Below are 19,612 nucleotides of genomic sequence, written 5' to 3'. Positions count from 1 at the left end.
GTTTTTACCAACAGTGGATCTTTGACGGAGTGATAATTTTAGGTAACGGCACATCCCATTGTTCGCTTGGCAATTGTTCTACATATTGGCAATCATGGGCTAAACCTAGTGGGTAAGGGCCTTGTTTATGCTGATGCCATTGGCTAAGAGTGCGATCATAGTAGCCACCTCCCATACCTAATCGTTGACCTGAGTTATCAAAAGCCACCAGTGGGGTGCAAATAATATCTAATTTATTAACGGGTTTTACTGCTCGTACATCGAGAGTGGGCTCTGAAATTTGATAGCGATTTTTGCGCATAGGAGTGCTAGGGGTGTAGTTAAGAAATAATAAGTGCCCTTTGCTAAAAGGATGTAAAACCGGTAGGTAAACAGATTTTCCGCTTTGCCATAACCAGTCGATAATGGGTTGAGTGCTGATCTCACCATCATTGGTCAAATAAAGCGCAATATGTTGACTGGCAATAAATTGTTCGCATTGCTGAACTTGTTTAAGTAATTGTAGGCTAGCGTGTCTTTGTTGTTCAGGAGGAAGTTGTTGTCGCTGTAAGCGAATTTGTTGTCTTATTTTTTGTCGTGGGGTTACAAGCTGTGGTGTCATTTGGCTCAATCCTTGAGTTGGGATTTTGCTAAATTGTATGGATATGCTTTTGAAATTGGAAGTAAAACAGAGGAGTGCCCCAAGGTGCCGTTGCGAAATAATGCCCTTGAACCAGACGTTCAAGGTGGATCGGCAACATTAACCGTAGGCTTCTCAGTCGAGCTGAGCATGCTCAATAGCTAATAAAAGCAGATCCTGGGTATTTGCTTATCGGCTCGGGGACGTTCATTCACTGACGCACACCCCAGGGTTAATTCATTATCAACGCTTTGGATAATTTTGCAATGCTTTATCTAATTTTTCTTCTAGTGCACTGATCTTATTGGATAAAATTCCAGCGCTTCCGTTATGTTCTAGTCGCTCTGCATGTAACTCGTTGCAGATGTTAAGCCCTGTAAAGAGTAACAGTTGCTCTACATTGGATACTTTAGTGCGCTCTGACATATCTTTCAAGCGTTGGTCAAAATCAGAAGCGGCAGCACGAAGTGCATCCTCTTGACCAGTTGGGCAGTTAACTTTGATATTTCTGCCGAATACTTGAATCTCTACAGCCTGAGTACTCATAAATCTTCGGTTTGCTCCATGCCTAATGGGTATTCATTCCGCTTTTGCTTGTCGCCAAATCATAGGAAAAGCGGTTACAACATGCAAGCGGCTATACTTCACTTTGTGCTCAATAGTCTCTAACTAATCAGATATTAATCACACCAAATTGGTGGTTGGTTAACTATTGAACGTTATGCCCGGCGTTATGATTTGCCGAACAGAGCTTAAGTGTTAGCATAACACAGGCGGTTACTGACCCATTGTTATTTCTGCTTTAGAAATTAAGTAAAAATGTAATTATTGATGTTTGCTTGATTTGAATTCTCTAAATGAAGTGGATATAGCAATGTGAAGTAACAATAGAACGCTTTGTTCGTTGTTTGATCTAAAAATAAAGGTAATAAACCATGAGTGAAATAACCCTACCTACATACCAAGCTGTTGAATCTGCGTTAAAAGAGCAAGGGCTTGCAGCGGCACCTGCTGAATTACATGGTTTATTAAGTGGCATGATTTGCGGTGGTTTAGCGATTGATGATGAAAGCTGGGTTGGCCCTGTTAGTGATTATGCTAACGAAGGTGAGCCATTAACCGACGGTGCTAAAACAATGATCCGCTCTCTGTTTACGACAACCGCGAATGAGCTGTTTAGTGGTGGTTTTGAGTTTTCATTACTGATGCCAGATGATGATGAGCCACTAATGATGCGAGCAGATGCATTAACAGAGTGGGTAACTAGCTTTATTTCTGGTTTAGGGCTGATGGATCTTCAAAAGAACCAATTGTCTGAAGCTGTCACTGAAGCTTTAGCTGATCTTCAAGAGATCGCTCAGTTAGGTATTGATGAAGATGACGATATGGAAGAACAAGCAGCTTTATTTGAACAAGTTGTTGAGCATGTTCGTATGTGTGTATTGAGTTGTCATTCTGAATTAGGGCAGCGTCCAGTTGCTGAAGATGCAGAGGAAAAACCAACGTTACACTAAACGTTGTTTTGTGAAGGGATAAATAGTGAAGCACTATGATGTTGTAATTGCTGGTGGTGCAATGGCAGGAGCGAGTCTTGCTATCGCATTAGATGTATTGAGCCGTCATTCATTACGTATTGCAGTGGTTGAAGCTGTGATGCCTGAGTTTGATACTCATCCGGGTTATGATGCAAGAAGTATCGCTTTATCGTATGGTACGACACGCTTACTGGATAACATTGGTATGTGGTCAGCCTTGCTTGATGTTGCAACGCCGATAAACGATATTCATGTTTCAGATCGTGGTCATGCGGGTATGGTTCGTATCTCCTCACAGGAGCAGGCGGTCGATGCGTTAGGTTATGTGGTTGAACTCGCTGATGTAGGTGAAGTTTTTCACCATAAACTGCAGCAGCTAGTAAATGTTGATCTATATTGTCCTGCCAGTGTTAAGCAAATTGAGCGCAGCGTAGATCACGCAACTATTGAGCTTGATAACGGTGAACGTATACAGGCGTCGTTGCTGGTGGCTGCTGATGGGGCTATTTCTCATTGCTGTCAGTTGGTGAAGCTTGGTCGCTCAGACTATGATTTTGAACAAACTGCTATTATTGCCAATATTACAACCTCTGAGCCTCATTATAATCAAGCATTTGAACGCTTTACAGAACATGGTCCTGTTGCCTTGCTGCCGATGTCTCAAGGGCGAAGCTCTTTAGTGTGGTGTGTACCACCAGAGCAACAACAAGTGATCATGGATTTATCTGACGCAGAATTTCTTGCCAAGCTACAACACGCGTTTGGGTGGCGTTTAGGTGCGTTAACCCAAACGGGTAAACGCTCATGCTATCCGCTATTACTTCGTCAATCGAACTCGCTGGTATCGCATCGTTTTGCCGTGATTGGTAATGCGGCGCAAACATTACATCCTATCGCAGGACAAGGATTTAACCTCGGTATTCGAGATGTAATGACACTTGCTGAAGAGATCGTTTCAGGTCGTCAACAGGGTAACGATATAGGTTTACCTGAGGTGTTAGGGCGTTACCGAGAACGCCGTATGCCCGATCGTCAAAATACCATTATGATGACAACAGGATTGGTAAACTTATTTGCTAATGATAATCGATTGTTGACGGCTGGACGGAATGTTGGTTTGGCTACAATGAATCTTTCAAACACATTAAAAGCACCGCTATTGCGTCGTGCTATGGGACAGGTAGAACGATAGCTATGATGCAAAGTGTTGATGTCGCGATTATTGGCGGCGGAATGGTGGGCTTAACGTTAGCTGCAGCATTGGCTGAAACTGAACTTCGAGTTGCCGTTATTGAAGGACATTTACCTGATCCTCAATTGCAGTCATTACCTGATTTACGTGTATCGGCATTAAGCCGTGCCAGTGAACGTATTTTTCGTCGCTTAGGCGTATGGGAAGGGATTGTAAGTCGTCGTATGAGCCCATATTCGGAAATGACCGTATGGGAGCAAGATAGCTTTGCTCAAATCCATTTTGATGCACAGCGATTAGCTCAGCCTGATCTGGGGCATATTGTTGAAAATCGAGTCATTCAGCTCGCCTTATTAGATCGTGTAAAGCAGTTTAGTAATGTGACGTTATTAGTTCCAGAGCGTTGTGAAAACATCGCTTTTGGTGAATCAGAAGCATGGCTAACATTAGCATCTGGCAAACATCTGACGGCGAAATTGGTTGTTGGTGCTGATGGGGCAAACTCTTGGGTACGTCAGCAACTAGATATTCCATTAACCCATTGGGATTATGGTCATAGTGCCATTGTGGCTAATATTCGTAGCCAAGAGCCACACATGAAGATGGCACGACAGATTTTTCGGCCACAAGGACCGTTAGCCTTTTTACCGTTATCTGAACCTGATTTATGCTCTATCGTGTGGTCTGTACCGCCAGATGAAGCTAAACAATTATGTGATATGTCAGATGAGTTGTTTAATCAGCATCTAACGACTGCATTTGATAATCGCTTAGGTTTATGTCGCGTAGAAGGTGAGCGTCAAGCGTTTCCACTGCGTATGCGTTATGCGCGTGATTTTGTTCGTGAACGCGTCGCGTTAGTCGGTGATGCAGCACATACTATTCATCCATTGGCAGGGCAGGGAGTAAACCTTGGTTTGCTTGATGCAGCGGCTTTGGCACAAGAGCTTAAAGCACTATGGTTAGCAGATAAAGATATAGGTAAACAGGCGCATTTACGTCAATATGAACGTTGGCGTAAAGCTGAAGCGGCGAAGATGATCACTGCGATGCAAGGATTTAAAGATCTGTTTTCAGGTTCAAATCCAGCGAAAAAACTATTACGTGATATAGGTATGTTAGTAGCAGATAAAGCGCCGGGTATGAAAGACGAGTTTATGCGTAAAGCGTTAGGTTTGAGTGGTGAATTGCCAGAGCTTGCTCGCTACGAAAAATAACATGCTTGTTAGCGAATGTTGAAAAAGTCACCTGATGGTGACTTTTTTGTTTTTCGTGACTAACAAAATGGATTTTTTCACCTACAGTAAATATCAGGCATAAATACTGTGCGTTAATTTATATAGATCTGACATGGTGACAGTAGCGCTTTGAAGATTATTGCTACTTTTATAAGGATGTGAAAATGAGTTACGTTTCTCTTGAATTACAATATACCCACAGCCATGAATGGATTCGTTCTGAAGGTGATGGGATTTACACTATTGGTATTACCGACCATGCTCAATCATTGCTTGGTGATATGGTTTATGTTGAATTGCCAGATATTGAATCATCCACAGATGTGGGGGAAGAGTGTGCGATGGCTGAATCTGTAAAAGCGGCTTCAGATATATATGCTCCCTTGTCTGGTGTCGTGATTGCTGTTAACGATGAATTAGATTCGGCACCAGAGCTCGTTAATAGTGATCCTTATGGTGACGGTTGGTTATTTCAGATTAGGGTGAATGATGATAACGAGCTGAATGACTTATTGATGGCGGAAGATTACGCCACTATTATTGTTGAAGATGAAGAACAGTAAGATCAAAAAAGCCCATTTTGATATGGGCTTTATAGTTAGCAATAGCGCTTAAGCTTCATAGGTTTCACGTAAGCGTCTTACCTCTAAATTCACCTCATTCACGGTATCGTAATGACGCTTCTCTGCTTTAATAGGAACCAGTAGTAAACCATTTTCAAAATGGTACCCACCGCGTCCGTCAATGTAGAGGCGACCACTAAATAAGCGACTGACATGTTTGGCGATTAATTTTGGTAAGTAGCGTTTAAACATCCGCATAATACTGCTAACTCCAACCTTCCTGGCTATTGACGGCGCTAAGTATAGCAGTTTGTATATGACACTTCTGTGACATAATTAGCATATGCTGTTTCCTATATGTAACTATCTAACTTATTAATTAGCAAAGAAATAAAAAATCAGATGATTATTCTGTTTATAAGGTTTTTAGGGGGGGCGAATAAAATAAACAGACTTCATTTTTAAAGGTAGTTCGCGCCATCTTCACGTCTGTTATCTTCTCTTCGCTACAATATCCGCGCATGGTACTTTCATCTTCATTGTTTTTAAAAGCCGTTATATTGGGATTTTATTTTGTGAATTTATAAATCATTGATGTGTTTAGATAAGAAAAATTTTTATTGCTTGTTACGTATCTAGATCAAAGTAATGTTTTTGGCATACGCCAATAATTCACCATAGTTAGATGGATAAGGTGAACCATGGCTAGGCCTAAGATTGAACGTCGAATAGGATGTCGTCCAGCGTACAGTTGCTTTAAGCCCAATGGCGTACCGATGAAAGAACTCGTGTCATTACGTTTAGATAGCGATGAATTAGAAGCACTTCGATTAGTTGATATGCAAGGTTTGCAACAGGTAGAAGCGGCAAAGCAACTCGGTGTCTCTCGTCAAACATTAGGCAATATAGTGGCGTCGGGACGAAAAAAAGTGGCGCAAGCGTTAGTGCAAGGGTTGGCGTTAGAACTTGACGGTTATATGCCAACACCATGAACGCTTTTATTTTGATAAGTGATAAAAAGCGATCATATTCGTTGTGAGCGCTCGGTTAAGTGAGTGAGGAATAATTATGTCAATGGCAATTGCATTAACGCCACGTGAGCAGGTTGCAGGGCACTTTGGTAAAGCGGCTGTTTTTGTTATTTACGATCAGCAAGGACAGCAAGTTGCTAGAATTGAAAATACAGGTAGTCGCGAACTAGGCTGTAAGCATAAAAAAATAATCCAGCGTCAATTGGCTGATCATGACGTGTCTGAAATCGTCTTAGGTAATATTGGTCAGCGATCACTGGCTCGATTATTAAAGGCAGGCTTTAATGTTAGTCGAGTTGCACCACGCACAACGTTGGCTGATGTATTATCAGGTAGCGCAGTAAAAGAAGCGTTAACATCGGCAGAGCAAGGCCGAGATTGTAAGCGTGAAAAAGGCGCATGTGGCTGCGGTTGCGGCACTAAAAAGAAAGCGCCTGTTGCTAAAGTCGGGATGTCATCATTATCGCCTGTTAGCGGTTTAACAAAAATTGGAGGTTTTAAGTTGTGACCACATTTCTGTTAACACTAGGTATTTTTCTGCTTGTTATTTTTGCTATGGCGATAGGTTGGTTTTTAAAACAACGTACCATCAAAGGCAGCTGTGGTGGTTTAGCCAACGTGGGTGTTGATAAAGAATGTAACTGCGATGAACCTTGTGACGAACACAAGTTATACCAAATTCAAGAACCTCAATCGGGTAAGTAGTCGTAGAAAGCAGAGTATGCATACTCTGCTTTTTTATTATCCGTTATTGTTTCTGGAGTTGTTTTACCTGTTCGATAACCGTACTGGCAACCCGTTGACGTAGCCACTCATTACGCGGGTGAGTGCCATTGCGATGTAGCCATAATAAACGAATATCAAAATCAGCAATATCGACAGGGGTTGGGCATTGGATCAAATCATCATGAAACAGATCTAATTGTGCCATTAAGCGAGAAACCACACACAGTAGATCCCTTCCTTTGAGTAAATGGCGGATGGTCAAAAAGTTACGTGAACCTACCGCGACTTGACGTTGTAAGGCATGATTTTTTAGTTGCTCATCAACTTGGGTAATGAGTTGTCCATCTGGTGAAACTAAGGCATGCGGATGTGCACTATATTGTTCTATGGTGATAGGGGCATTGAGTCCGGTTGCTTTGCTATCGAATAAACAAACATGATCTTCGGTATATAAATATTGGCTACTAATGTCTTTGCCCATATTTGTCATTGAACCAATCACTAAGTCTAATCGTTGATCATTAAAAACGGTTTGATAGTTATGCCGATCAACATTAAAGAAGCTGAGATGACTATGTGGTGAGCAAGTATGAATGGCATCAAAAATGGCGGGTGCGAAGAGTAACTCTGCGTAATCGGTTAGGCCTATTTTAAACGTTCCAGTGAACAGCTCTGGCTCAAATGTACTCGGTTGTAATAGCTCTCTAGTGATTAAGTTTAGAATTTTTTCGACAGTGACCGAGAGCTCTAACGCTTTTTGTGTTGGGATCATATTGTGTCCTTGACGTTCAAATAAAGGATCGTCAAGGAGTTGCCTTAAACGAGACAAATTATGACTCATGGCAGATTGTCCAATCGCGAGTTTGTTTGCCGCCTTCGTAACACTTTGTGTTTCCATTAGAGCGGAAAAGGAGATCAGCAGGTTGAGATCAACACCACGCCAGTTGATATCTTTTTTATGTGAAGGAGAAACAGACATAGTGTGGAATACCTAGTAAGAAATAACATTAATAAGCGAAATTGGCACAATAAAAGAGCGAGTATCAAAGAGTGCTAATTGCAAGAGTAATATATGAAACAAATTGCAATTGATAAAAAACAGCTTGTGAGTTCGCCTTGTTTTATATCGATTATCTGTTTTTTTATCAAGCTGGTGCCTTTTTAATCTGTAGAGTAATACTCGGACTTATCAGATAAAAAGGGATTATGATGGCTAGAACACGTACTAAGAAAAAACCAAAGGTTTGCCTTGTTCTACAAGGTGGTGGTGCATTAGGTGCTTATCATATTGGCGCGTATCAAGCACTGGAAGAAGCGGGATACACACCAGACTGGTTTGCTGGCATTTCCATCGGCGCGTTGAATAGTGCCATCTTGGCAGGCAATAAACCTGAAGATCGTTTAAATAAATTGACTGATTTTTGGGATCGTATCTCAAGACCAGAAACTGATGTTGATTTATTACCATCAATGGCACCGATGTTTAATATCTTTAGTGCATCTCAAGCATTAATAATGGGCCAACCTGGCTTTTTTGTACCGCGTATTATTAATCCATGGTTGTCATTGCCTGGTGAATCAGCAACCAGTTTTTATGATACTAGCCCGTTATTTTCCACTATCGATGACCTGTCTGATTTCTCTATTATTAATCAACAGAAAGCCCGTTTAACCGTTGGCGCAACAAGTGTAACGAAGGGAGAGTTAGTATTTTTTGATAGTCATACGCAACCATTACAACCAGCTCATGCTGTTGCTAGTGGATCTTTACCACCAGGCTTTCCAGCCACTAAAATTGGTGATGATCATTATTGGGATGGTGGGTGTGTTTCCAATTCACCGATCAATGGTATTTTAGATTTAGCTGAAAAAGATGAAGATTTACTCGTCTTTATGGTTGATTTATGGAATGCAAAAGGTGAATTACCACAAACCATGAGTGAAGTGTTATGGCGTGAAAAAGAGATCCAGTACGCGAGTCGCTCTTGTGATCATATTGAAGCGCTCGTAGCAAAGCGTAATCTTGATCATATTTTAGAACATTCAAAAGATGTCGTTGATAGTGAACAAGTGCCTGATGTGGTGTCACTAAAAGTAGGCAGACATATTGATATCGTGCATATTACGTTTGATCCACTGAAAGGCCATATTCCATTAAGTGATGCAGAGTTCTCACGTCGTTCTATTCGTTTACGTCGTGAAGCAGGCTATGAAGATATGACGAAAGCCATTAAAGAATCGCCATGGACGCAAAGAAGTAAAAAATTACCCACGCATTATCATCCACGCCAAGACCACGGTGGATGGGTAGAAGATGATAAAATAAGTAAAGCCAGTTAACGTATTAGAGTTAAATGAAAGCCCCTTATTTTTAGGGGCTTTACTTTAATGGATTAGTCTCGGCTGATATCACCAAACATAGGATCGCATAAGATCACTAAATCATCGGTAGCTAACTCAAGCCCTGCCATACGATCGCCGCTACTAATGTTCACTTTAGTATGTTGCTCTATTTGATGATCGAAAATAATGGGCAATGGGCGTTTCAAGCCTAATGGCGCAACAGTGCCAATAACTAAACCTGTGATTTTTTCAACATCAGAAGCATCAGCACAGGTCATACGACGACAACCAAATAGCTCACGGACTTTCTTAGGATCAACAGCATTCGGCCCAGGTACACAGGCTAAAACATGAAATCCTGCCATATCTTTGAGCAAAATGGATTTGACCAGTTGCTTTGGGTCAACACCACGTTCTTGAGCCGCTTCCTCAATGGTTTTTGCTGGTTTGCTGTGATGAAGAAGGCGAAAATCAACGCCTTCTTCATCAAGAAAACGGGTAACAGCAGTATCGATAGAATTATGCGTCATCATCTAAAGCGTAAGGTAATGGATGTTTTTCCCAGATGGCATCAGGTTGTGATGCAAATCGAAATTGTGCATCGTCATCGAGATCGTTTGGCAATACGACTAAAGCTAACGCTTGTTGATCATTAAATTGGTAGCCAGTGATAACCGTTCCACCTTTACGCCAGTTTTCACCGATGCTACGTTCAAGTGCATCACCTGCTTGTGGGCACTGTGTGGATTCACCGCTCACGATGTACATCGCGCGTTTGTTAATACCACGGTATTTTGCACGGGCAACCGTTTCTTGACCTGTGTAACACCCTTTTTTAAAGCTAATACCGTTAACGGCCTGAAGGTTCATCGCTTGTGGAATAAATTCAAGTTCAGTCTCTGCTTCAACAACGGGGAGTGCAGCTTTAATATCGTATAAGTTCCACAACGCAGCATCGGTTAGCGTCGCGTTAGCCGCAAAGTGTTGAGCGACAGCTTCAGCGTGCTCCATTGGCGTGATAATAAACCAACGTAAGTTATCTACTTTTACTGCAGTTGCTGTGTCGTTATGACGGACATCATCATTACCTGTAAAGTAGTTATCAATCGTGTTTTGAGCTTGTTCACCACTAAGACCTAAGACTACGTCAGTTGATTGATTGATATCGGTTTTAGAGAAAACTGCGTATTTTTTTAGCTCGGGGATCTGGGTTGCCATGACCGTTTGGCGTTGAAGATAACCATAGCCATTGTCGATATGGAAAACACGCATCACAGTACGCATTTTACCTTTAGCATCACAATGTGCTGCTAATGTTGATTTACTCGCTTCTAGTGATACAAGATCACACGTTAACTGACCTTGTAAATAGGCTTTACTGTCGGCACCAATTAACGTGACCATTCCCCAGTCATCAAGCTTACTTAATGCTAAAGCTGGAAGAGGATCTTGCGATGATAAAGCAAGGGGGGAAAACGTTAGATTTGTTGACCAAGTACTCATATCTCTGTCCACAGAATGTTGTCATTATTACGACATGGTATACCAAGTAAATAAAATAATTAACCATCGTCTCGCTGTGGGAATCAAGCAAGAGTCATTGAAAGGGGATTTATCGTTTTAATGTCTCATCTTTAATGATTGCTTGTTTAAGCGCATGGTCGGGAAGTGATGTCACTGCTACTATAAATAGCTGTTTCTCTTTGTTTTAAATCTACAGCATTAAATAGGTTTTTAGTTCTAGTTATCGAGGTTAAATATGTTAAGCGCGGAAGATAAAGCACGAGTTAAATGGGCATGCCGACGTGGAATGCTAGAGTTAGATGTGATTATTATGCCGTTTTTTGAAGAGCGTTTTGATGAACTATCAGAGCAACAGCAGCAAGACTTTATTAATCTACTAACGTGTGATGATCCTGATCTTTTTACATGGGTGATGAAACACGGCCGTAGTGAAAATGAAGCCCATGCGAATATGGTGGATATGATTGTTGCTCACAACAACAGTAAATTACGCTGATCTTTATTTATTCCCATCTAAATTACACATAGCCACATTAACGGTAGCTTACTTGTGTGTGGCTATATTCCTCTTGTTTTCAAGTTCATTACTAACACTTCCGATAGCTTTGATTTGGTGTGAAAAGCTGTATGACGAATACCTTAATTCGGCGATATACAGTTATCAATTACAAGGCCATTTCCGACTTTCTTCTATAGGTGAGGTTTATTATCAACAGCAACGAGGTGGCGTGATTTATGTTCGTCCGTTAACCCGTTGGTTGATCATTTTTAAAGTGGAGGGGTTATCTCATCGTTGGATTATTGTCTGGCGTGATAGTTTGTCCGAACGTCATTATCGCCATTTAAAAATGTTTACGTATCTGTATTTCTCACCTCGTTAGCAACGAATGTTTTTTAAAGTAGCAATTTATGTGATTGGAATATAAAAAAAGCCCGATACTTGATCGGGACTTTTATGTTTTTGTCTACGTGAATGATATTGACGATTTATTTGGGAGTTAAGACCGTAGGTTGTGCGTTATCGTCTAACTCTGGGTAATCCAAGGTGTAATGAAGACCTCGACTTTCTTTTCGCTCAATAGCACAACGAATGATAAGCTCTGCAACCAGAACAAGGTTACGCAGTTCAATTAAATTGTTTGAAACACGGAAATGGCTGTAATACTCGCTAATTTCATTTTTCAGTAACTCTATTCGGTGCATTGCACGTTCAAGTCTTTTTGTTGAACGGACAATACCGACATAATCCCACATGAATAAACGTAATTCGTGCCAGTTATGTTGGATAACGACTTCTTCATCCGAGTTGCTGACTTTACTTTCATCCCATATTGGTAAAGCTGGTGGAACGGCAATTGTATCCATTTTAGCCTGAATATCTTTGGCTGCAGACCAAGCATAAACCACACACTCTAACAGTGAATTTGATGCCATACGGTTAGCACCATGCAAGCCTGTGTAACTCACTTCACCAATCGCATATAAGCCATCAATATCCGTTTTACCCTTTTTATCAACCATAACGCCACCACAGGTATAGTGGGCGGCGGGAACAATAGGGATAGGCTCTTTCGTGATATCAATGCCGTAGCTTTGTAGCTTTTCATCAATCATCGGGAAGTGTTTTTTAACAAAGTCTGCTGGCTTATGACTGATATCAAGGTACATGCAGTCAGCGCCTAAACGTTTCATTTCATAGTCGATGGCACGGGCAACAATATCACGAGGCGCGAGCTCTGCACGCTCATCAAATTCAGGCATAAAACGAGAGCCATCAGGGCGACGTAAATACGCCCCTTCTCCACGCAGTGCTTCTGTTAGCAAGAAAGTCTGGGCTTCAGGGTGGAATAAACAGGTTGGGTGAAACTGATTGAACTCAAGATTTGCCACACGACAACCAGCACGCCACGCCATGGCGATACCATCACCGGAAGACACGTCTGGGTTAGAGGTATATTGATAGACTTTTGAAGCACCACCAGTGGCTAAAATAACGAACTTAGCCCCCAGTGTTTCTACCATTTCTTTATCACGGTTCCACACATAAGCGCCTAATACGCGATTTGATTCGGTATTTGGATTAAGCTTTTTTTCGGTGATTAAATCGAGCGCATTATGACGTTCTAAAATGGTAATATTGGGATGATTACGGGCTTGATCTTGAAGAGATGTTTGCATTGCCATGCCTGTTGCATCAGCGGCATGGAGAATACGACGATGGCTGTGGCCGCCTTCACGAGTTAAGTGAAAACGAGGGTTATCATCACTATCAGATTCTTCACGATCAAACGGTACGCCGCCATCAATCAACCACTGAACACATTCTTTAGCATTCTCGGCAATAAAACGAACGACCTCTTTATCGCATAAGTGGGCGCCAGCAATAAGGGTATCTTCAACATGTGAATCGATGCTGTCTGACTCATCAAATACTGCTGCAATTCCGCCCTGTGCGTAATAAGTAGCGCCTTCATTTAGCGGTCCTTTACATAACACGGTAACATTGGCAGAAGAAGAAAGGTGTAGTGCTAATGATAGGCCAGCGGCACCGCTGCCAATAACCAGTACATCGCAGTTATGTTGATGAATCTGATTCATACTTGATCTCATATCCTTTTGTTATCTGTCCGTATCCTAACAAATTCACGTCAAATTAGCATGAAAATTGTACGACAAATAAGTTTTGTAGACGATTAAGTATTCAAATATATCGCATGACAATTTTTATACCTAGCGTCAACGCGTGAATTAATGACGATTAAAGGTGAATAATAAAAAAGTTATATAATGTAATAATCCTAAAACTTGTTATTAATTTTGCTTTTTTCGCGCTGAAAAGCCCGTTAGTATCGTGAATTAAGGTAAGATAGTGTTCACTTAATACACCGTGACATAAGTCACGGTGATATAAAAATTAACATAATAAGCCGAAATTATTTAATGGGCGTAGGAACTTTGCCATTATCCTTCGGTCATAAGTAGTGCTCATGCTCATAAATATTTCATAACTCAATGATTTGTTTAAGGCGACACTCGGCTTATTAGCGTTACTACGCCGAACAAATCATGATATAGCATTTTTGATAGAGCACTTAACGTAAGTATTTGTGGCTTTATTTAGCTAATGCAATATTGAGTAAAGACAGATATAGGAGTACACGCTCGAATGAGCGAGCAGCAAACTGATCAGGTTTTAATTGAGCGAGTACAGCGGGGAGATAAGCAAGCTTTCAACCTTCTGGTTATTAAATACCAGAACAAAGTTTGTAACCTTGTATCACGTTATGTCAGTAATTCTGGTGATGTACCAGATGTGGCGCAAGAGGCGTTTATTAAAGCGTACCGAGCGTTACCAACATTCCGTGGTGAAAGTGCCTTCTATACATGGCTCTACCGAATTGCAGTCAATACTGCAAAAAACTATTTAGTCGCTCAGGGGCGTCGTCCGCCTGCATCTGATGTTGATGCAGAAGATGCGGAATATTATGAAAGTGGTAGTGCGCTGAAAGAAATTTCGAACCCTGAGAACCAAATGTTGTCAGATGAATTGAAGCGGGTTGTTTTTAGCACGATTGAAGCGCTACCAGATGATCTCAAAACTGCAATCTCATTACGTGAACTGGATGGTCTAAGTTATGAGGAAATTGCAGAGGTAATGGGATGTCCAGTAGGTACAGTTCGCTCTCGTATATTCCGTGCACGTGAGGCGGTTGAAAAACGTATCCGTCCTCTCATGCAGCAATAATGTTGCACCCAACGGTGGAAAAAATGGCTGATAAAGAAAAGATCTCGGCATTACTTGATGGCGAAGAGCTAGATCAGAGCATTATTAATGCGCTGACTGTAGACAAAGAAGATGAGCTTACATGGCGTGACTACACCTTAATTGGTGATGTGTTGCGCGGTGATGCTCCGCAATGCAAAGAATGGAATATTGCAGCGAATGTCGCATTAGCGTTAGACGATGAACCTGCCCATTCAGTTGGCCATACTGAAACACCCGTTGCGGTTGTTACAGAGCCAATTTCGCAAGCAATTGAAGAGCAACCAACACCATTTAAAGCCCAGCGCACGTTACCAGCTTGGCTTACTCAATTTGGCCAAGTGGCCGTTGCTGCTTGTGTCTCTTTAGCTGTTATAGTTGGCGTCCAGCAGTATGATGGTGAAGATAATTCATCAGGTTCAACTAACAATGATGTGCCTGTGTTACAAACGATTCCGTTTACAGGTAAAGCGGAACCGGTAAGTTTAAATACCAATATGGCAAGTAATACGGATCGTGCACCAACTGAAGCTCAGTTGATGGAGCAACGTCGTCGTATTAACTCCATGTTGCAAGATTATGAGTTGCAGTTGCGTTTTAATGCGCAAGACGGCAGCCTTGATCACTCTTTACTTAAACAACATAATTCTGTGGCAGATTAATGAAAAAGATTCTGGTCGGTGCGATAGCATTGGTCAGCTTGCTTTTGCCTCTCCAAGCCTTTGCTGAAGCTGAAAAGCCTTCGGCAGAGGCTTTGTTGCATCAAATGGAGCAGGCAAGCCAAAAGCTGAGTTACGAAATTTCTTACATTCGAGTAAAAAAGAACAGTATTGATACCTTGCGCTATCGACATGCGCTAGAGGATGGTCAAGGCTATAGTCATTTACTCTACTTAAGTGGCCCACCTCAAGAAGTGATTCAACGCGGTAATGAGGTGAGTTACTTTGAACCCGGTCTTGATCCATTCACGGTAAAAAGTGCGAAAATAGTGGCGCCTATCATGCCGCTGATGAAGGCTAATATTCAAGAGTTAGCCCATTACTACGATTTCATTTCAATGGGACGCGCACGAGAGGCGGGAGTTACCTGTGATGTTATCCGTATTGCACCAAAAGACGGCGAGCGTTATTCATATTTGATATGGGTTGATCAGCTTAGTCATTTAGTGATGCGTGCGGATTTATTGGATCGAAATGGTGATTTACTAGAGCAGTTTCGCGCAGTTTCTTATGCGGTGAATCCAAAAGTGGCTGAAATGCTCAGCAAGCTGAAAACAGTAAAACTACCAGAAGTGGTAAAATTACCAGTACAAGAAAAAGCTAATCTTGATTGGAAGGTGTCATGGTTACCTGATGGCTTTAAATTAATTTCAGGCGATCGCCATCGCCTCTTGATGACAGAGCGTCCTGTTGAAAGTCGGATGTACAGTGATGGTTTATTTAGCTTCTCTGTATATGTGTCTGATATTGATAGCTATGCGTTAAGTGGGCAACTTGTCCGTCAAGGTCGCCGAACATTGAGCAATATAGTTAAAGACAATAAAGAAATTACGGTTGTCGGCGATATTCCTCCACCAACAGCAAGACAGATTGCAGAAAGTGTCACTTTCGATAACACTAAAGGGACACCCAATAAGGCAGTAAAAAAAGGTAATTAGTCATGATGCGCACTTTAGCGACAGTGACCGCAGTCGAAAAAGGAGCGGTGACGGTAAGTTGCCAGCAACAAACAAGCTGTGGTCATTGTGCATCACGTGATAGTTGCGGAACAGGCATTGTAACGAAAGCAATGCCTGGTCGTGTACATGATATAAAAATAGCAACGCAATCGTCGCTTTCTATCGGGCAGGTAGTTGAAATCGGCTTATCTGAGCGAAGTATGTTAAGCTCTGCTTTATTGATCTATATGCTCCCACTGCTTTTTTTACTGTTAGGCAGTGCATTAGGGCAATGGGTATTTGTTGATTTAGCTAACAGTAACGAACTGGGTGTTATCAGTTCTGCTGTTATTGCGACAACGTTAGGATTACTGATAGCACGGCACTATGCCAAACGCTTAGAGGGTAATTCAGAGTATAAGCCAACCCTTATTCGAGTTCTCGGCGCACCGATTTCATCAGATAAGCTGATAAATGCCGCATCGAAAGATAGCGAGTAGCGTTTAAATTCGGTAGAATCCGACAACTTGATCGTAAGATCCCATTCATTTTAATCACGAGCTAGTCACGCCATTCATGAAGCACATTCGTAACTTTTCGATTATCGCACATATCGACCATGGTAAGTCGACCTTATCCGACCGTCTAATTCAAGTTTGTGGCGGCCTTTCTGATCGAGAAATGGCTGCACAAGTTTTAGATTCTATGGATCTTGAACGCGAACGCGGTATTACCATCAAAGCCCAGAGCGTGACGCTCGATTACACGGCTAAAGATGGTGAAACTTATCAATTAAACTTTATCGACACACCGGGACACGTAGACTTCTCATACGAAGTTTCTCGTTCTCTTGCCGCTTGTGAAGGCGCATTGCTGGTGGTTGATGCGGGTCAGGGCGTTGAAGCTCAGACTCTTGCTAACTGTTACACTGCCATTGAGATGGATTTGGAAGTAGTGCCAATCTTAAATAAGATTGACTTACCTGCGGCTGAACCTGAGCGTGTAGCTGAAGAGATTGAAGACATTGTTGGTATCGATGCTATTGATGCTGTTCGCTGTTCAGCGAAAACAGGCTTAGGTGTTGACGATGTTCTTGAAAAGATTGTTGAAGCAATTCCTGCACCTGAAGGTGATCCAGATGCGCCATTACAAGCGCTAATCATTGACTCATGGTTTGATAACTACTTAGGTGTTGTTTCTTTAGTTCGTATTAAGAACGGCAAGCTAAAGAAAAATGACAAGATCAAAGTTATGACCACAGGTCAAATCTGGGGTGTTGACCGCTTAGGTATTTTCACACCAAAACAAATTGATACAACAGAGCTAAATACAGGTGAAGTTGGTTGGGTTGTTTGTGGTATTAAAGATATTCTTGGCGCACCTGTAGGTGATACCTTAACGCTGGCAAAAGGTGGTTGTGAAACCGCGCTGCCTGGCTTTAAGAAAGTGAAACCTCAGGTATACGCAGGCCTATTCCCTGTATCTTCTGATGATTACGAAAACTTCCGTGATGCTTTAGGTAAATTAAGCCTGAATGATGCGTCATTGTTTTATGAGCCAGAAAGCTCGTCTGCGTTAGGTTTTGGTTTCCGTTGTGGTTTCTTGGGTATGCTTCATATGGAGATTATTCAAGAGCGTCTAGAACGTGAATATGATCTAAACCTGATCACAACAGCACCGACTGTAGTGTATGAAGTGAAGAAAACAGACGGCACAATGTTGTACGTTGATAGCCCTGCAAAACTGCCAGCAGTGAATGATATCGAAATTATGGGTGAGCCAATTGCTCGCTGTAATATTTTGGTACCAAGCGAATACTTAGGTAACGTTATTACCTTATGTATTGAAAAGCGTGGTGTGCAGATTGATATGGTTTATCACGGCAATCAAGTTGCACTAACGTATGATATTCCAATGTCAGAAGTGGTTCTGGATTTCTTTGATCGCTTGAAATCAACATCTCGTGGTTATGCGTCACTTGATTACAATTTCCAGTGTTACCAAGAATCAGACATGGTACGTGTTGATATTCTTCTTAATGGTGAGCGTGTTGATGCACTTGCTATCATTACTCACAAAGATAACTCACAATCTCGTGGTCGTGATGTTGTTGAGAAAATGAAAGAGTTTATCCCTCGTCAGATGTTTGATATCGCAATTCAAGCCGCGATTGGTACGCATATTATTGCTCGCTCTACCGTGAAGCAATTACGTAAAAACGTAATCGCTAAGTGTTATGGCGGTGATATTAGTCGTAAGAAGAAACTGTTGCAGAAACAGAAAGAAGGTAAGAAGCGTATGAAGCAGATCGGTAACGTAGAACTGCCTCAAGAAGCATTCTTAGCGATTCTTCATGTGGGTAAAGATAAATAATTATCTTTAGCTAATAAGCTTCAAAAACGATTAGAAAGTGCTTATTTATTAATTAAATAGCACTTTCTTTTACTCTGACGCTCTAAATGGGGCAGAGCAGATCAACATTCTTCTGTTGGTCGGGTTAAACATAAGGGATAACATGGCAAACACTTTTTCTTTGATTCTGGTACTAGCTACGTTAGTAACAGGGATCATTTGGGCACTTGATAAGTTTCTTTGGGCACCGAAGCGTCAATTAAAAATAGCTGCAGCAGCTGAACAATCCGGTGGTCAAGTTGATGCTAAAACGCTAGAAAGTGTTGCGCCACAGCCTGCATGGGTTGAATCAGCAAGTTCAATGTTCCCTGTCATTGCTTTGATCATGGTATTCCGCTCTTTCATTTATGAACCTTTTCAAATTCCATCAGAATCAATGCTACCGACTTTATACGTAGGTGACTTTATTCTGGTTGAAAAATTTGCTTATGGTCTACGAGATCCTGTTTTCCACGATAAAATCGTCAGTACAGGTGAGCCAAAGCGTGGTGATGTAGTGGTGTTTAAATTCCCACCTCAGCCAAAGATTGATTACATTAAGCGTGTTGTTGGCCTACCTGGCGATACTGTTCGTTACAGTGAAGATAAGCAACTGTGTATTCAGCCTAAAGGTACCTCAGTATGTAAACTGGTTAAATTAACCGATATGACTGACAGTGACTTTAAGCAAGGTATGGCACGTTTAGTTGAGTTTAAAGAACAACTGGGTGATGTTGATCACCATATTCTGATCAACCCATTACGTCGTGATCGTCGTATGGCATATGAGCCTCGTCCAGGTATTGGTGAGTGGGTTGTACCAGAAGGAAACTATTTTGTTATGGGTGATAACCGTGACAATAGTGCTGACAGTCGTTACTGGGGCTTTGTGCCAGAAGCGAATCTTGTTGGCAAGGCGGTAGCTATTTGGATCAGCTTTGAGTTTGATCGACAAGCAGATAGTTTACTTCCATCTTGGATCCCTACCGGCGTACGTTTTAATCGTATCGGTAGCATTAAATAATCGAGA

At 41.7% G+C, this 19,612-nt stretch carries 23 protein-coding genes and 1 other RNA gene; 16 read left to right on the top strand and 8 right to left on the bottom strand.

What is annotated here, in order from left to right:
- Window positions 1-4: 4 nt before the first annotated feature.
- The 3 genes from BTO08_RS10790 to zapA form a co-directional block, all read right to left on the bottom strand.
- Window positions 5-601 (bottom strand): 5-formyltetrahydrofolate cyclo-ligase, encoded by a 597-nt coding sequence (locus BTO08_RS10790; protein ID WP_105060945.1) that lies wholly within the window; start codon window positions 599-601, stop codon window positions 5-7.
- 72 nt (window positions 602-673) lie between these two features.
- Window positions 674-855, bottom strand: a non-coding RNA gene (gene ssrS / locus BTO08_RS10785) — 6S RNA.
- Window positions 856-862: 7 nt separating this feature from the next.
- On the bottom strand, window positions 863-1,165 hold the full coding sequence (gene zapA / locus BTO08_RS10780; RefSeq protein WP_045084445.1) for a cell division protein ZapA: 303 nt from the start codon (window positions 1,163-1,165) through the stop codon (window positions 863-865).
- Between the two features lie 389 nt (window positions 1,166-1,554).
- Between zapA and BTO08_RS10775 the strand changes: the two genes are divergently transcribed.
- From BTO08_RS10775 to gcvH, 4 genes are all read left to right on the top strand, one after another.
- Window positions 1,555-2,133: a YecA family protein gene (locus BTO08_RS10775; protein WP_045084444.1), complete on the top strand. Its 579-nt coding sequence runs from the start codon at window positions 1,555-1,557 to the stop codon at window positions 2,131-2,133.
- Window positions 2,134-2,158: 25 nt separating this feature from the next.
- Complete coding sequence (gene ubiH, locus BTO08_RS10770; RefSeq protein ID WP_105060944.1) at window positions 2,159-3,346, top strand: 2-octaprenyl-6-methoxyphenyl hydroxylase; 1,188 nt, start codon at window positions 2,159-2,161, stop codon at window positions 3,344-3,346.
- A gap of 2 nt (window positions 3,347-3,348) precedes the next feature.
- The gene (locus tag BTO08_RS10765; protein ID WP_198038436.1) at window positions 3,349-4,563 is read left to right on the top strand and encodes an FAD-dependent 2-octaprenylphenol hydroxylase; all 1,215 of its coding nucleotides are present in this window, start codon (window positions 3,349-3,351) and stop codon (window positions 4,561-4,563) included.
- A gap of 185 nt (window positions 4,564-4,748) precedes the next feature.
- Window positions 4,749-5,147 (top strand): glycine cleavage system protein GcvH, encoded by a 399-nt coding sequence (gene gcvH / locus BTO08_RS10760; RefSeq protein WP_105060943.1) that lies wholly within the window; start codon window positions 4,749-4,751, stop codon window positions 5,145-5,147.
- 48 nt (window positions 5,148-5,195) lie between these two features.
- Here gcvH and BTO08_RS10755 read toward each other — a convergent pair whose 3' ends face one another.
- A complete protein-coding gene (locus BTO08_RS10755; protein ID WP_039860945.1) occupies window positions 5,196-5,405 on the bottom strand; it encodes a DUF1107 domain-containing protein in 210 nt (69 codons plus the stop codon).
- A 443-nt stretch (window positions 5,406-5,848) separates the two neighbouring features.
- Between BTO08_RS10755 and BTO08_RS10750 the strand changes: the two genes are divergently transcribed.
- From BTO08_RS10750 to nqrM, 3 genes are all read left to right on the top strand, one after another.
- Window positions 5,849-6,139 (top strand): DUF134 domain-containing protein, encoded by a 291-nt coding sequence (locus BTO08_RS10750; RefSeq protein ID WP_105060942.1) that lies wholly within the window; start codon window positions 5,849-5,851, stop codon window positions 6,137-6,139.
- A 76-nt stretch (window positions 6,140-6,215) separates the two neighbouring features.
- Window positions 6,216-6,686, top strand: coding sequence for a NifB/NifX family molybdenum-iron cluster-binding protein (locus BTO08_RS10745; RefSeq protein ID WP_105060941.1), 471 nt, complete (start codon window positions 6,216-6,218; stop codon window positions 6,684-6,686).
- The gene (nqrM, locus tag BTO08_RS10740) at window positions 6,683-6,883 is read left to right on the top strand and encodes a (Na+)-NQR maturation NqrM (RefSeq protein WP_005371409.1); all 201 of its coding nucleotides are present in this window, start codon (window positions 6,683-6,685) and stop codon (window positions 6,881-6,883) included. The genes BTO08_RS10745 and nqrM overlap by 4 nt, the downstream gene beginning before the upstream one ends.
- A gap of 43 nt (window positions 6,884-6,926) precedes the next feature.
- Here the strand turns inward: nqrM and BTO08_RS10735 are convergent, their stop codons facing one another.
- Entirely contained in the window at window positions 6,927-7,883 is a 957-nt protein-coding gene (locus BTO08_RS10735) for a LysR family transcriptional regulator (RefSeq protein ID WP_105060940.1), read from the bottom strand.
- Window positions 7,884-8,113: 230 nt separating this feature from the next.
- Here BTO08_RS10735 and BTO08_RS10730 point away from each other — a divergent pair, with 230 nt between their 5' ends.
- Window positions 8,114-9,244, top strand: a complete 1,131-nt coding sequence (locus BTO08_RS10730; protein ID WP_105060939.1) for a patatin-like phospholipase family protein — start codon at window positions 8,114-8,116, stop codon at window positions 9,242-9,244.
- 53 nt (window positions 9,245-9,297) lie between these two features.
- On the opposite strand, the gene BTO08_RS10725 is transcribed toward BTO08_RS10730, so the two are convergent.
- Complete coding sequence (locus BTO08_RS10725; protein ID WP_198038462.1) at window positions 9,298-9,777, bottom strand: aminoacyl-tRNA deacylase; 480 nt, start codon at window positions 9,775-9,777, stop codon at window positions 9,298-9,300.
- A complete protein-coding gene (ygfZ, locus tag BTO08_RS10720) occupies window positions 9,767-10,750 on the bottom strand; it encodes a tRNA-modifying protein YgfZ (protein WP_105060938.1) in 984 nt (327 codons plus the stop codon). Before ygfZ ends, BTO08_RS10725 begins: the two co-directional genes overlap by 11 nt.
- A gap of 256 nt (window positions 10,751-11,006) precedes the next feature.
- Here ygfZ and BTO08_RS10715 point away from each other — a divergent pair, with 256 nt between their 5' ends.
- Both BTO08_RS10715 and BTO08_RS10710 read left to right on the top strand, forming a co-directional pair.
- Entirely contained in the window at window positions 11,007-11,267 is a 261-nt protein-coding gene (locus BTO08_RS10715; protein ID WP_005371425.1) for a succinate dehydrogenase assembly factor 2, read from the top strand.
- Complete coding sequence (locus BTO08_RS10710) at window positions 11,236-11,652, top strand: protein YgfX (RefSeq protein WP_347337943.1); 417 nt, start codon at window positions 11,236-11,238, stop codon at window positions 11,650-11,652. The genes BTO08_RS10715 and BTO08_RS10710 overlap by 32 nt, the downstream gene beginning before the upstream one ends.
- Before the next feature lie 106 nt (window positions 11,653-11,758).
- On the opposite strand, the gene nadB is transcribed toward BTO08_RS10710, so the two are convergent.
- A complete protein-coding gene (gene nadB / locus BTO08_RS10705; protein ID WP_105060937.1) occupies window positions 11,759-13,369 on the bottom strand; it encodes an L-aspartate oxidase in 1,611 nt (536 codons plus the stop codon).
- A gap of 568 nt (window positions 13,370-13,937) precedes the next feature.
- Here nadB and rpoE point away from each other — a divergent pair.
- The 6 genes from rpoE (at window position 13,938) to lepB (ending at window position 19,606) form a co-directional block, all read left to right on the top strand.
- A complete protein-coding gene (rpoE, locus tag BTO08_RS10700; protein ID WP_005371428.1) occupies window positions 13,938-14,516 on the top strand; it encodes an RNA polymerase sigma factor RpoE in 579 nt (192 codons plus the stop codon).
- A gap of 23 nt (window positions 14,517-14,539) precedes the next feature.
- Entirely contained in the window at window positions 14,540-15,196 is a 657-nt protein-coding gene (locus BTO08_RS10695) for an RseA family anti-sigma factor (RefSeq protein WP_198038435.1), read from the top strand.
- On the top strand, window positions 15,196-16,191 hold the full coding sequence (rseB, locus tag BTO08_RS10690; protein WP_105060935.1) for a sigma-E factor regulatory protein RseB: 996 nt from the start codon (window positions 15,196-15,198) through the stop codon (window positions 16,189-16,191). Before BTO08_RS10695 ends, rseB begins: the two co-directional genes overlap by 1 nt.
- 2 nt (window positions 16,192-16,193) lie before the next feature.
- On the top strand, window positions 16,194-16,691 hold the full coding sequence (locus BTO08_RS10685) for a SoxR reducing system RseC family protein (protein ID WP_105060934.1): 498 nt from the start codon (window positions 16,194-16,196) through the stop codon (window positions 16,689-16,691).
- 76 nt (window positions 16,692-16,767) lie between these two features.
- On the top strand, window positions 16,768-18,564 hold the full coding sequence (gene lepA, locus BTO08_RS10680; protein ID WP_105060933.1) for a translation elongation factor 4: 1,797 nt from the start codon (window positions 16,768-16,770) through the stop codon (window positions 18,562-18,564).
- 142 nt (window positions 18,565-18,706) lie between these two features.
- Entirely contained in the window at window positions 18,707-19,606 is a 900-nt protein-coding gene (gene lepB / locus BTO08_RS10675; RefSeq protein ID WP_105060932.1) for a signal peptidase I, read from the top strand.
- The last annotated feature ends 6 nt before the right edge of the window (window positions 19,607-19,612 follow it).

It is taken from the genome of Photobacterium angustum (genome assembly GCF_002954615.1).
GTDB lineage: Bacteria > Pseudomonadota > Gammaproteobacteria > Enterobacterales > Vibrionaceae > Photobacterium > Photobacterium angustum_A.
Note: the sequence above shows the minus strand (reverse complement) of the source record. Positions and strands in the feature narration are given on the sequence as shown.